The 13259-nt window shown below is 46.1% G+C and carries 9 protein-coding genes and 1 pseudogene; 3 read left to right on the forward strand and 7 right to left on the reverse strand.

The genetic code is table 11. From position 1 onward, the window contains the following. The 4 genes and pseudogenes from Q0668_RS01620 to Q0668_RS01635 form a co-directional block, all read right to left on the reverse strand. Positions 1–453: pseudogene (locus Q0668_RS01620) on the reverse strand (hypothetical protein); the annotation flags it as partial. Between the two features lie 140 nt (positions 454–593). Next, positions 594–1895, reverse strand: a complete 1302-nt coding sequence (locus Q0668_RS01625) for a Gfo/Idh/MocA family oxidoreductase (RefSeq protein WP_298859293.1) — start codon at positions 1893–1895, stop codon at positions 594–596. Positions 1896–2048: 153 nt separating this feature from the next. After that, positions 2049–2948, reverse strand: a complete 900-nt coding sequence (locus Q0668_RS01630; protein WP_298859295.1) for a sugar phosphate isomerase/epimerase family protein — start codon at positions 2946–2948, stop codon at positions 2049–2051. An 88-nt stretch (positions 2949–3036) separates the two neighbouring features. Continuing rightward, positions 3037–4605, reverse strand: coding sequence for a hypothetical protein (locus tag Q0668_RS01635; RefSeq protein ID WP_298859297.1), 1569 nt, complete (start codon positions 4603–4605; stop codon positions 3037–3039). Between the two features lie 297 nt (positions 4606–4902). On the opposite strand from Q0668_RS01635, the gene Q0668_RS01640 reads away from it, so the two are divergent. Continuing rightward, on the forward strand, positions 4903–5718 hold the full coding sequence (locus tag Q0668_RS01640; protein ID WP_298859299.1) for a sugar phosphate isomerase/epimerase family protein: 816 nt from the start codon (positions 4903–4905) through the stop codon (positions 5716–5718). A gap of 12 nt (positions 5719–5730) precedes the next feature. Here the strand turns inward: Q0668_RS01640 and Q0668_RS01645 are convergent, their stop codons facing one another. Then, positions 5731–7188: a pectate lyase gene (locus Q0668_RS01645; RefSeq protein WP_298859301.1), complete on the reverse strand. Its 1458-nt coding sequence runs from the start codon at positions 7186–7188 to the stop codon at positions 5731–5733. Positions 7189–7403: 215 nt separating this feature from the next. Here Q0668_RS01645 and Q0668_RS01650 point away from each other — a divergent pair, with 215 nt between their 5' ends. After that, positions 7404–8798: an SLC13 family permease gene (locus Q0668_RS01650; protein ID WP_298859302.1), complete on the forward strand. Its 1395-nt coding sequence runs from the start codon at positions 7404–7406 to the stop codon at positions 8796–8798. 107 nt (positions 8799–8905) lie between these two features. Next, positions 8906–9835, forward strand: coding sequence for a PmoA family protein (locus Q0668_RS01655; protein WP_298859303.1), 930 nt, complete (start codon positions 8906–8908; stop codon positions 9833–9835). A 13-nt stretch (positions 9836–9848) separates the two neighbouring features. On the opposite strand, the gene Q0668_RS01660 is transcribed toward Q0668_RS01655, so the two are convergent. Next, the gene (locus tag Q0668_RS01660; RefSeq protein ID WP_298859305.1) at positions 9849–11156 is read right to left on the reverse strand and encodes a BBP7 family outer membrane beta-barrel protein; all 1308 of its coding nucleotides are present in this window, start codon (positions 11154–11156) and stop codon (positions 9849–9851) included. A gap of 68 nt (positions 11157–11224) precedes the next feature. Beyond that, positions 11225–13259 (reverse strand): hypothetical protein (locus tag Q0668_RS01665; RefSeq protein WP_298859307.1); only part of this gene is annotated, 2035 nt, incomplete at its 5' end.

Genomic DNA, 13259 nt, shown 5'->3' on the forward strand with positions numbered 1-13259 from the left:
CACACGAATACAAGGTTGTGCCCAATGTGCTTCAGATCGCTGCTGTGTGGGATTATGGGCCACTAAATGAAAATCCACTTCATCAGATTTCGCCGTGATGGTGTGATGCACGGTCACGCCATCTGCAACAGTGCACTTCAGTTTGAGCACCGTGTGACTTTTATTCATCGAAATCATCTGTGTTTCATGTTTGATGACAGTATGTTTCCCCCAATCGGCATCTGTTGAATTCGCGCGGCAGTAGGCTTCCAGATAATAGATCGGAATTTTCCCGCCCGGAATATGATCGCCGTGAATATACAACATATTCTTTTCACGAGAGAGAGTCAGCCTGGTCTTCGTAGAATCCTTCTTGGCTGTCTTCTCGTTAGCATAAAGCTGGGGATCTGATGGAACAAAACAGGCGCCAATGATAATTCCCAATAACAGAAGCAGATAAGCGAGCGACTTCATCAATTCCTCCTGGTTAGAATTAAACTCAATTTGATTCTAGTTTGATAAATCACGTTTGAAATGTCCAATAAAAAACAACCGGAATGCATCACACACGCCGGTTGTTTTATTTACGGAACCAGATTGGATTTCAAAACAGTTTAAACAAAAGGTGTCACTCCAGGAGTGGCTACTATGGGTTCTGGTAATGACATGGCCATGTCGTATTTCTCAGGAGACAGATCTTCTTTCGAATTCATAGCCTGTTCCCAGGTGAGGGTCTTACCGGTATAAGCAGACATCCGGGCAATGATTCCCATCATCGAGCTGTTCGCCATGTATTCCCCGTTATTGATGATCTCTCCACTGCGCAAGGCCTTATACATCTCGTTATGTTCCAGTTGATGCATATTGCCGCGGCGGCGAGCTCCCTTCCAGGGGTTTTTACCTTCGATTTGATACTTCATCAAAGTCGCCGTCCCTTCCGTGCCGGATACAGTATCAACAAACAGGGAACTGCATCCCAGTTGATGCCGCGTGGATGCCAGGAATTTGGCGCCATTGGCATACTCATAAACGGTGCTGAAATGATCGTATATTTGACCATAATCTTCCCCGGTCCGCGTTTGACGACCACCAGTGCTATAGCAGCGAATCGGATACTCACCCATGACCCACGACTGTTTATCCAGTTCATGCACGAACTGTTCGGTATTAAAATCGCCGGAGAGCCAAGTGTGGTAATACCAGTTTCGCATCTGATATTCCATGTCGGACCATTCTGGTTTTCGCTTGACCATTTTGGCTACGCCGCCCAGGAAGCGAATGCTCTGCAGCGAAATAATATCGCCAATGCCACCACTATGTATTTTTTCGACCATGGCCTGCATACCAGGTTCATAGCGCCAGCAGAGACCGGAGACAATTGTCAGGTTTTTCTGTTTGGCTTCTGCCGTGGTTTTCAATACCGAACGAATTCCAGGTGCATCGACGGCGACTGGTTTTTCGCAAAACACATGCTTGCCCGCATCGATACACGCCTTCAATTGCTGAGGGCGGAAATGAGGTGGTGTCGCCAACAACACCAGATCTACGCCGGAATCAATTAGTTTCTGGTATGCATCAAAACCGACAAATTTGTGTTCTGCATCGACCTTCACACGATCTTGAACATCGGTCTTCTTAAGATTCTGATAGCTTTTTTCAAGATGATCACCAAAGGCATCAGCCATTGCAACCAGCTCTACATTGGGATCAGCCTTCAATGTTTGAGCGGCTGCTCCCGTTCCCCGGCCTCCGCAACCCACTAACCCTACTTTGATCAATTCCGAACTGGCGGCAAAAGCGCCTGTCGTTAATGCGGGATTGACGACAAGCCCTGTCGTTGCCAGTGTCGCCAGAGATTGCTTCATAAATTGGCGACGACCTTGTGATGGCTGTTGATCTGAGGCAGTTTCTTGCATAGGAATGGCCTTTCATTCAGAAGAAAGTATTGAGTTTCGATTCTGGATTAAATGGACTCGTTTCTGCAGAGTCCGCCAATGGTAGGAATCTTGGTGGGAGACCATCAGAATACAGAAACTTCTTAACGGTCATACCCAATTATCAACGCTCCCTCAGGTAAGAGCAAGAGCACGATCCATACGTTCTGAAATTTCCTGTAATCTCTTGCGATCGCCGCCTTTGACTTCAGCAGTCGCCCAACCTTGAGTATAACCGACATCCTGTAACGCTTGACGTACGGCGGGCCAGTTACAATCGCCGTCATTAATTTCGACTTGGAATCCCTTCCAGAGCCCTTCATCCTTCTGCTTTTTTCGACTGTATTCTTTAATATCCAGCTTCACAATCCGAGGCCCCAGAATCCGAATCCACTGATCGGGCCAGCCAAAGCGAACGACATTGCCGACATCAAAGTACACACCCGCTGCCGGGCTTTCCAACTCATCAATAAAACGAGCCATCTCTAAAGGACTCAACAGAAAATTGTTCCACACATTTTCAACCAGTAGTTTAATACCCTGTTTTTCTGCGTAAGGTAAATTCTTCCGTAATTTGGCCTGCTGTTGCTGATAGACACCCTCATATGGGTTTTTCTGATCGACGCGGCCGGCTACCACCAAAACACTGGTGCCTCCATAATATTTCGATTGATCAATCGAATCTTTCAAGTCATCTCGATCACTATTAATAAAACCATGCACTTGGACACCAGTTGTTTCACTGGCTCGTTTCACTTCTTTGGGATCAACCTTAGACCTGAAATGCATCTCTGTTCCGTCGAACCCTGCATCTTTTAACATTTTAAATTTATCAAGAACTGATACTTTTTCCAAAATCATCTGATACTTGACCGCTTTTTTGATCCCGCTAGAAGAGGCCGCAGACTCCGCTCCAATTGCTGATACAGGCTGAATCAGGCTTCCAGCCAGCAAGGAGGCTGATGCCTGCTTTATAAATGTTCTGCGCGAAGACTGGTCTTTTAAATCAATAAATCGATTGGTCTGATCTGACATTAAACGGCTCCTGTCGTCTTTTTTATTATCAACTCTAGTTAAGTTTCTATTGAGAATACACTGCGTGGAATCTCGTAGCAATTCCGTTTTATTTTTTTGACAGATTACCAGAGTCGGAGATTTTCTTTTGAGTCACAGTGACTTTCACTGTTCCCTGATTATCGGCAAGTTCGGCCCAGTCATCATTCAATCGGAAATAGATGGTTCCCGAAACAGGTGCCATCCAGGTAGCGTTGGCTCCCAGAGGATACTCCTTTAAAACCGATCGTGAACTGGAACTCCCGGCTCCTGAATCGGGCCTGATCAACATCATCAGCCTCCCTAAGGGCTGTCCTTTAAAGTAGCGAAAACTGATTCCATCGGCCGTAGATTCCCAGGGCTTCGGTTTTTCGGCCAGGATAAATTTACCTTCAGCGACGACATCATAAGTACTGCCTTGTTCAACGTGAATCAGACTCGACTGCCAGCCCCGATCACTGGCGATCATTGCGATCGCTGATAGATTGGGTTGACCTAACGGTTGACCGGGACGAAATGTAATCGTTGCGCGTTCAAAGTCGTATCCATGTTGTAAATTTCTAGCGAACAATAACCAGGCATCATTGATGTCGGAATAATCGTTTTTCACCAGCTCCCGAAATTTTTTTGAAAACGCTTTGCCCTGCATATGGCGCGATAATTGGCGAAACGGTTTTGCGAATCGCGGATGCTTATCAAAAAACTGACACAACGCCCAGGACCAGGCATAGGTTACATTATTATTCACAAAATCATTGGATTCCCATTGCATCACTTCCAGCATGGACTTGGGTGGTGCGACACGAACAGCCTCTTCAATCAGTGAAATTCTTCCTAAACCACCGAAGTCATTTTTGTTATAAGGCATTACGTTGAAATGTATCTTGCGATTCTGGTCGATGTTGTGTGTTGCCATCGATTCAGCGATGCCTTCCAGATACCAGACCGGCGCGCCTATGTTGTCCATAATCATACTGTAGCAGTGAGTATATTCGTGAATCATCAAGTGTCGCAGATAATAATTCTCACTTTGCGCATCCATCCAGAATTGCGCACCCAAATGACGACCATTAAAAATCTTAGGTAACGATTCCAGGATCACACCCGCTTTTTGAAACAGCTCCCGATTCTGCATGATATAACCGGTCACCTGAAATTCGGCCCCCTCTCGATCAGGGGGTAAAGGGCCGAAGTAATCAACCATCGCCGGATACGCCTGGTCGATCACAGCAGGTAATGTCGCAGCCAGTTTGGGATCGATATCTGTATAAAGCTTCAAACGTGGCGATTCATAAAGGTGAATTCCTAAGAGAGCCAATCGCTGATTATTATGGAGCGGCCTCTGATCATCTGGTCGATAAATCGTTTCTGGAGTTTTTTGAGTTTGAGTATTTTCTGATTCCGATTTGTGATTTGAATGTTTTTTGGTATCCGATTTCTTTGTTTCGGTGACTGAATTGGCCTGACGTTCCTGAGAATTCTGTTGCAAAGAAGAAGGGGACGTCTCTGCGGCACTGGAAACGACAATCTCTGATTCGACAGGTGTCGTGGGTGTAGTCGATCCCGAGTCACAACCTGTGATCAGCAAACTAACCACTGTGACCTGGCATAACACTTGAAAGTAACAAATATCTCTCATGTTGAGCAAATTCTCATAATAAAACCTGCCAAATTCTGTTCACGCTTCATATGAATCAGAAATAAACCTGTTCTCATATTGTGACGGATAAACGGAGCCGAGTCGAGCAACCTGATTCTGTAACTGTCTGAGTTGATCATTTTAGACATTTACTGCAAAATGTCTAAGTCGTATTGAATTGACTGCAATCTGCTATAATACGTCCCAAAAGACATCACGCTTTGTATCTTTATTACGCCAAAGCATACATAAAACCATGACTGTTTCTGACCCTTTTTCCTCTAAAGGTCCATCTCAATGAGTTCTTTTCTCTACAGCCTGAATGCCAGTACCATTCGTACCACTCCTCTGCTTGATAAAATCAGAATCACAGCTGAAGCCGGCTATCAAGGGATTGAACTCTGGTTTAACGAAGTAGAGGAATTTCTTTCCCAGGGTGGAGAGTTGCAAACGATTTCCGCTGCGATACAGGAATCGGGCCTGGCTATCCCCACAATGATTATGCTGCGGGACTGGTGGTCTGCTTCGCCCGAAGAATATCCTGCCGTCTTTGATATTTGTCTAAATCGTCTCAAATTGGCTGCCGCACTGGGAGCCGAATATGTCATCGCCTGTCCGCATCGAGAAACACCAGACTACGATCTAGGCGCACAGCGCTACCGGGAACTACTTGAAGCGGGCATAGAGGTCGGTGCCAAACCGGCAGTGGAATTTCTAGGATTTGTAGAAGCGGTGACCAAAATTGAAGATGCGTTACAAATCGTTGAAAAATCGGGACACCCACAAGCAACACTCGTACTCGATCCGTTTCATGTCTTCCGAGGCGGTGGATCAATCGAAACCATCGCACAACTCAAACCCGAACAGATTGCCATCTCACACTTCAACGATGCTGTCAACTCGATTCCCCGTGAAGAGCAGATGGACCCGGACCGCGTGATGCCGGGGGAGGGGCATATCGATCTGACACGTTACTGCCGACTTTTAAAACAAATTGGCTATCAAAGCTGGCTCTCACTTGAATTGTTTCGCGAAGACCTCTGGCAGCAGAACCCGCTAGACGTCGCCAGACGAGGACTCGAATGCATGCAGGCGATTGCAGAAGACTCGTAACCGTGTTTCAATTCAGTCACGTTGACTTGCAGCCACATAATTGGCAAGCGTGTCCAAATTCTTAATAAAGACACGCGTTTCAATGACGGGAACGTTTTCCAGATTGGCAGAGCGGAGCCTCCCCTGCACAGTCCAGGCACCACGTTTATTCAACGATTCAATAGCGGATTTTGCTTTGGCAGTTAATGCGGGAGTTAAACGAACACGACGCTCCGGAAAACGCATTGAAGCCAGTTGTTTGGGTGACACCTTAACGAGTTTACGATAACGACTTTCCAGATCATTCAGTTTAGAATTGACAACAAAAGCATAATGCGTAGGGACATCATCTGACTTATAAGTCAGTTGATACTGCTTTGTGAAATACAAAGGACGATTCGTTTTCAATTCATAAAAACGCGCCAGCTTTCCTCCAGGCAATTCTGACTTTCGCAAATAGGCGATTGCAGATGGTATCGGTTTGAGATACTTTTTATCACCCGAATAAATATAAAGTTGTATGAGAGTCTTGATCACTCCCTGAGACTCACCTCCCGTTACAGAGGGAGGTTCAAATCTTCGTGCCCATGCGGGCTGCATTTTATGATTGTACTGCTGAGCCCAGGCAGGCTGTGGCTCCGGCATTTGTGCCAGTATGATAAAATCACCCGCCTTGAGAGCCACTTTACGATAACGGGGATCTTGATAAATATGCGCTGCCAGAAACATCAGATCAACGAGATCAGCGATCGCGTTGTCGTTGAATGTGTAGAAATCAGAATATTTCTTTTTCGGAAACTCTCGAGACCAACTGGCAGGATAACTGGCTTTGAGAACAGGATAATCTTTCGGGTCAGGAAAGTTACTATACTGTTGCGGCCAGCCTCCATTGGGGAATTGTGCCTTCATAAATGCATCCAGAGCGTATGTCACCGCCTCGTGAATCGTTTGATCCTGAAATTTGACTTCCTGATCCAGTCGCATTAAAAAATGCAAAGCGGACTGAGACTTATCGTCATCAAACGTCGTTAGATTTCTGGCTCGGGCGCCACCGCCATCAACGCGATACTGAACTCCACTGCGATTTTTAAAATCAATGTAACCCGCCCAGCCTCCTGACTTCAATTGTCCTCTGACCAGAGCACTTGCAGCACCTTTGGCTGCTTCGAGCAAATAAGGTTCTCCCGTTTTCTGATAGGCATTCAAAAACGCTTCGCCAACCGAGGGCGTTCCCGGCGGTTGAATCCAGATCATCGAATCGCTAGCTTTCCCCTCTCCTTCGCGCTTGGTTAAATCTTCGCTGTAATTCCAGAGATAGCCTCCAGAAGTTGATACTTCACTCGTAAAAAAATGCGTGGCTCGTTTCATTGCCTGTTTTGCATCGGCAGCTGAAATTTCAGCGGACAGGCATGCTCTCGAATGATCCCAAAAACAAACTGAACAAATCAAAATCAGGAACTGCATTCGTCGAAAACTGAAAGAATCAGGCATTGCCGGTTATTCCTTAACGTCAAGAGAAAAAGGAGCCCATGAACAATCTCATCCTACAAAAAACAGAGTTTCGGCGAAAGCAGGTATATCTTAATCTCGTTCATAATCGGAGAACACGATTTTTCTATCAGGCTCTCGCTTGCGTCGCAGGCAAATCTATGTAATGCTCATACCCAACTGAGAAATTCACCTAAGATTCTTCTGGAGAAGCGCTTATGTTGGAAAACTATCCTTTTGTAATATTAGGCATCGGAATTGCCATCGTCATCGGCATGATCATCTTCCTGAAGATCAATGCATTTCTGGCGCTGATCACGGCAGCGATGGCCGTCAGTATGCTTGCCCCAGAATCCGTTGATGGAATCAATCGCATCAAACGCGTAGCCATCGCATTCGGTGACTCCGTATCCGGGATCGGTATCGTCATTGCACTGGCCGCCATCATCGGAAAATGTATGATGGATAGTGGTGCCGCAGATCGTATTGTAAGAACGTTTTTAAAAGCACTCGGCGAAAAAAATGCTTCGCTCGCGCTCATGGGCAGTGGTTTCGTCTTGGCTGTACCCGTTTTTTTTGACACTGTCTTTTATCTATTGATTCCACTCGCACGTTCACTTTATCGCAGTACTCAAAAAAATTATTTGATGTATATCATGGCCATCGCCGCCGGTGGCGCGATCACACATACCCTTGTGCCTCCCACACCAGGACCGTTATCAATGGCCGACAATCTCGGAGTGGATCTGGGTAAAATGATCTTTGTCGGATTTTTGGTCGCTTTACCAGCCGCTTTTGCCGGAATTTTTTATGCCATGCTTGCCAATCGTAAAATGAATATCCCGATGCGTGAAGTCGCCGAGCATAAAGACCCCGATCCCTTAGAAGAACATGAATTGCCTTCACTGCTTGTTTCACTGACACCGATTGTCTTACCCGTATTGATGATCACAGCCAACACGCTTGTCAGCTCGATGCTTGCCAGTGGTGTAGGCCCACAAGATTTGCTGGGACGTCTCAGTCCGTTTACATCATTAATTGGTGATCCCAACTTTGCGTTGTTAGTAGCGACGGCGATCTCTCTGGTGATCCTCTTTAAACAGCGAAAATTGACGCTGTTGAAATTGGGAGCGACTGTGGAAACAGCTCTCATGAGTGGCGGCGTGATTATTCTGATTACCGCCGGGGGCGGCGCATTCGGAAAAATGTTGACCGTCGCCCAAATTGGTCCTGCCATTCAAGAACAATTTGGCAGCTCTGACGCAGATGCCACGGGACTCAGTTTTCTATTTCTGGGATTTGGAATTGCCGCCTTACTGAAAGTGGCGCAGGGTTCCAGCACGGTTGCCATGATTACGACCTCAGCCATGCTGGCGACCATGAACGTGAATTCACAAATGCTGGGATTTGATCCCGTTTATCTGGCAACAGCCATTGGTGCAGGTTCATTGATCGGTTCCTGGATGAACGATAGCGGCTTCTGGATTTTCTGCAAAATGAGCGGCTTAACCGAAACTGAAGCACTAAAATCATGGACTCCCTTACTCATCGTTTTGGGCTGCACCAGTATGGCGACCACGATCCTGCTGTCGATTGTCTTTCCGATGTCGTAAATCTCATTTTATGTTTTTAATGAAAACTCAATTTTGAATTCATCGGTTGAAATGCCGATCTGCCAATTCGTACCCTTCGACACTTCTTTAAAACAGGGGGACCGGGTGTGAGTCAACTATTTCCAAAATGCGAAATCATTCCACTTCCCGATTTTCAATTTTCCTTTCGCGTGAAAGGCAAAGAACGGCTTCGCTGGCACCATGATCCCCAATACTCGCGTCCGTTCTTTTACCCTCTGACTGGTCCAGCCGGGATTCCCTTAACACGCATCGGACATCCTGGCGCCCCGAATCACGACCATCATCGGTCAATCTGGTTTGCCCACCATCGCGTATTGGGAATCAATTTCTGGTCAGAGAATACGGGAGCTAAAATCATTCAGAAACGTTGGCTCTCAATCGATGAACGAGATGACGAAGCCATCCTGGCTGTTGAGCTCGAGTGGTTTGACGGACATGACCCGACACCTTTATTACGACAGGAATCGATTTCAGCCATCAGAACCAATTCCGCTGAAGAACTGTTTCTAGAATTGCAGTCCACATTTCACCCGACTGCAGAATCTCTGGAATTCCAAAAGACAAATTTTGGTTTTCTGGCAGTCCGTATTGCCAAATCGATCTCAAGCTTCTTTGGTGAGGGAAAAATCACCAGCAGCCGCCAACAGGTCGGCGAGAAAAACATCTTCGGAAAGCCGGCAGAATGGATGGATTATTCGGGACCGGTGGCACCTGATGTCAATGAGGGGATCACCTACTTTTATCATCCCTCTAATCCGATTGCAGGAGCTCAGGACACGGTTTCATGGCATGTGCGTGAAGATGGCTGGATGGGGGCTTCCCCTTGTATGTCTGGTTCGCTGGAAGCGACTCGCCAAGCGCCGTTGAAATTTCGATTCCTTCTGCAGGCTCATGCAGGTGAGCTCGATCACACTCGGGCACAGAAGATTTATCAGGAGTTTGCCGGGAGTCTGCCGTATCAGATCAAAAAAACCGATCAGCGACATACCAGCGCAACTGTGATCAGAGTTTCATAGCGGAGATGCTGACTTACCAGACAAGTTCAATACCCGCTGTAATTCCGTCAGCCGTAAAGTCAGAGTTGTCCTGACGTACTCTCGTTCCTGTCGCTTCTTCTCCACTAGTGGGACTTTCATTGTAATCAATGACATTATAGGCACGTGAGATCTGGCCGATATACAGAAAGTCATAACCGACAAAGCATCTTAAGTGTTCATTCACATTTACTTTAGCATAAACGGTTAACTGAAATGTGGGTGAAAATTCATTGTTTTTATCGACCGTGACAATACGAGGATCTGTTGAGACGAACAATTGATCGGTGGCGACCTGATTGGTGTTGCGATTAAATCCAAATGTAAACTTGGGCTCAGCACCGATCGAAAATCGACTGTTCTTATATTCTGCTCGTGCACCAATAGTGGGTCCGAAGACTCGGTTTTCCACTTTAGACTCTATCACTGAAGTTCGACCTACGGCAAGACCATCACCAGAATCGATACCGACCTGACTCAGCCTTTCCCGCAGACTGATCACACGAAAACCGAATAAAGGTTGCACGTGAAAACCATCGCCGGGCAGAAAGGGATCTAAAATATAATTGACTCCCGTACCAACCAGTTCCGTATTCATATTCACAGTATAGTCGACATCAAAAACATTCGTATTCGATGCCAACACACCATCTTTCTTGAAGTTCACAACCACCGACAAATCATCATCAATATCGGCATTACTCTGTAAGGCATAAATGCTGTCAGTCGGACGGTTCGAGTCATTTCTGAAAAGGCCCCAGACATTCCACTCCAGGCTGCCCTCAGGCAAAGCAAATTCTAAAACACCGCGCATCCCATTCGTGTCCATACTGCGGTCGTTGTATTGTAAAGCAACACCGTTCCCTCTTGGTACACCTGTTTCGCGGTCAAATACAGTTGTAGGTTGTGTTGGGTCAGGAACTCCTAATATGGGTGAGCTCAAAAGTACGTTGTCCGGTCCTTCAATTGACCAGTGGAGATATTCCAGTCGTAGTTTGGAACTTTGGAACATATTTTTGATCGATTTATCAACGGGGGAATTATACGTCCACCCTCGATCTACGGGCAGTTGACGGACCAGCGACCTTGAAAATGTGTTGACCCCTGAAAATACTCCAGGGTCGCCTCCATATCCATTGTCTACCAGATCTCCATCACCGCGTATGATATAATCCTGTGTACCATCTTCTGCTGCTGCAAACTGTTTCTCACCCACCGGAAATCCGGTAAAGCTCAGCAACACTAATAGTGCACTTAGTCTGAATGGAGTAATCATCATTACTTTCCAGGATGTGCGACTCATCGATTAGAACCTTGAAATATTTGGATCAAAACACACGAACGTATGATTAAAACTAGACATTATGTTTGTTATGGAAACAGGGTTCCATCCACTCTGATTTGGCCATTAAATGTACCACCGCCGGGATTGAAGAGTAGAAAGGAACCGTTGGTGCCCCCGGCAGGTGTGAAAAATACGGGGTTATCTGCACCAGTACCAATCTGCAGCGGTCCGTTAAGCACTGTATTAAACCCGATGACCAGCTCAGTGAAGCCATTGATATCAAAAATTTGGAATTCGTTATTGTCAATTTGGACTCCGGAATTCGTTGCATTGATCAGATCAAAGAAGATGCCTCTACTTAATGTATTTGTCATATCAAATGAATTGTTATCGACCTGAACAGTGGAATTCGCAGCTAAACTCTGGAATTGAATTGCGGTTGAATCAAATCCACCCATGACGAACCCGATATTTGTTTGACCGGTGATAGCCGGAGTCGCATCATTGTTATTGTTGGCAATAAAGATATTTGAAGGCCCATCTGTGTTAACCAAAATACCTACACTATCTGGACCTGAGATGTTGAAGTTATTTTGATTGAATACTGAGAAATTCAATGTATCGTCTAAATCGTTGCTCGTGGCGTTGATGTTAATCCCTATATTATCTGTCGGAGCCGTACCTATGAAGTTGTTAAAGTTCCGTACAAGGACATTGATCGGGCCTTCCCAAACCACAGCCAGGTTGTCTGTATTGGACGCAGTGTTGGTAATGGTATTTTGATCTTCCAGAGTGAAATTCATCAATGAATCGTCGAGCAAACCACCTGATTGAATGAGAATCGCATCCGCGCTGTCATCTGTAATTGTGTTGCCTTGAAGTGTGACGGCAAAGAAATCATCAGTGGTATCAGTCAGTTCAACATTTACCGTATATTCCAGGGAGTGTTCGGTCGCAGCCGTACCATTGTTTTCTAAGATTGAATCAACAAGATTGAAGACACGACCATTTTCCACGACGATACCGTCTCCGGCAGAGTTTTCAATTCTGACGCGTGTTAGATTCATTGAATGTACCGTGTCTACATCGGTCTCATGCCATTCGATACCAGAAGTGATCGGAGACTGAATTTCCAACCCATCGATATTCACCGATTCAATCTGTTCCACCCAAACCCCGTGTTGTGCACTGGTAATCGTACCACCGGAATCGATAGTTCCATCTCCAGTTATGGTAAAGGTTCCTGGTGTGTTAGAAAGACGAATTCCGGCACTATTCAGGAAAAATCCATTCGTGACATTCAAACTAGCTCCGCTTGTGGGGCCCGCGGTCACTGATGTCAGTCTCATCGCAATATTACTATCCTGGATATCAATGGCAGCGGCATCGGCTACAACGATGGTACCTTCTGAAGAACGGATTGTCCCCGTATTTGCGTTCGCAATAAATGCCAGGTTATCAGTTGAATCAATGTCTAACTTTCCAAAGTCAACAATACCCGGGTTGGTTTGCACAAACACGGATGGAGCCAAAGTAGGAAATGCGGCACTGGTTGTAATGACATCCAACCCATTGAATCTAATGGTTGGCGTATTATTGAGGATATGCACCGTTGGCAACGTTGCGCCCGTTGTTCCTGTGACATTCACATCGCCAAAGGTGACCTGTCCGGCAGTACCACCCTGGCCGGCATTATCGAGCAGGAGTACTGAATTCGCTGTGCTGGTATTAGACAGAATTGCGTTACCCATCGTAATCACAGGGCTATCGTCGCGGACAATAAACGCCTCGAGCGCCGTCCCGGAGATGGATGTGTCACCAAACACTCTAAAGGTGCCTGTATTAACACCTGTGTCGAATGAAATCCCCTGACCTGTACTACCGGTAATACCAAGGGTTCCTGAAAATGATATATCGCCTGTCGAATTATTGACATCGATAGCATGGTCTGTGATAAGAGATGTACCATTTGTAATTGATGTATTTCCACCAATTTCCATAGTTCCAGCCAGGCTCTCGACGAGAATACCAGCACTGTTACGACTCTGAATATCGAGATTCTGAGTAGAGAATCGGCCCAGGAAATTTTCTACAAACAGACTGGCATCCGTGGCAGAGTCG

It is taken from the genome of uncultured Gimesia sp., from assembly GCF_937910335.1.
Classification (GTDB): Bacteria; Planctomycetota; Planctomycetia; order Planctomycetales; family Planctomycetaceae; genus Gimesia.

What these genes read in the sequence shown, in the direction of transcription:
- Q0668_RS01640 (WP_298859299.1), top strand. Translation starts at nt 4,903, where the DNA reads ATGAGTTCTTTTCTCTACAGCCTGAATGCCAGTACCATTCGTACCACT.
- Q0668_RS01650 (WP_298859302.1), top strand. Translation starts at nt 7,404, where the DNA reads ATGTTGGAAAACTATCCTTTTGTAATATTAGGCATCGGAATTGCCATC.
- Q0668_RS01625 (WP_298859293.1), bottom strand. Translation starts at nt 1,895, where the DNA reads ATGCAAGAAACTGCCTCAGATCAACAGCCATCACAAGGTCGTCGCCAA.
- Q0668_RS01645 (WP_298859301.1), bottom strand. Translation starts at nt 7,188, where the DNA reads ATGCCTGATTCTTTCAGTTTTCGACGAATGCAGTTCCTGATTTTGATT.
- Q0668_RS01660 (WP_298859305.1), bottom strand. Translation starts at nt 11,156, where the DNA reads ATGAGTCGCACATCCTGGAAAGTAATGATGATTACTCCATTCAGACTA.
- Q0668_RS01630 (WP_298859295.1), bottom strand. Translation starts at nt 2,948, where the DNA reads ATGTCAGATCAGACCAATCGATTTATTGATTTAAAAGACCAGTCTTCG.
- Q0668_RS01635 (WP_298859297.1), bottom strand. Translation starts at nt 4,605, where the DNA reads ATGAGAGATATTTGTTACTTTCAAGTGTTATGCCAGGTCACAGTGGTT.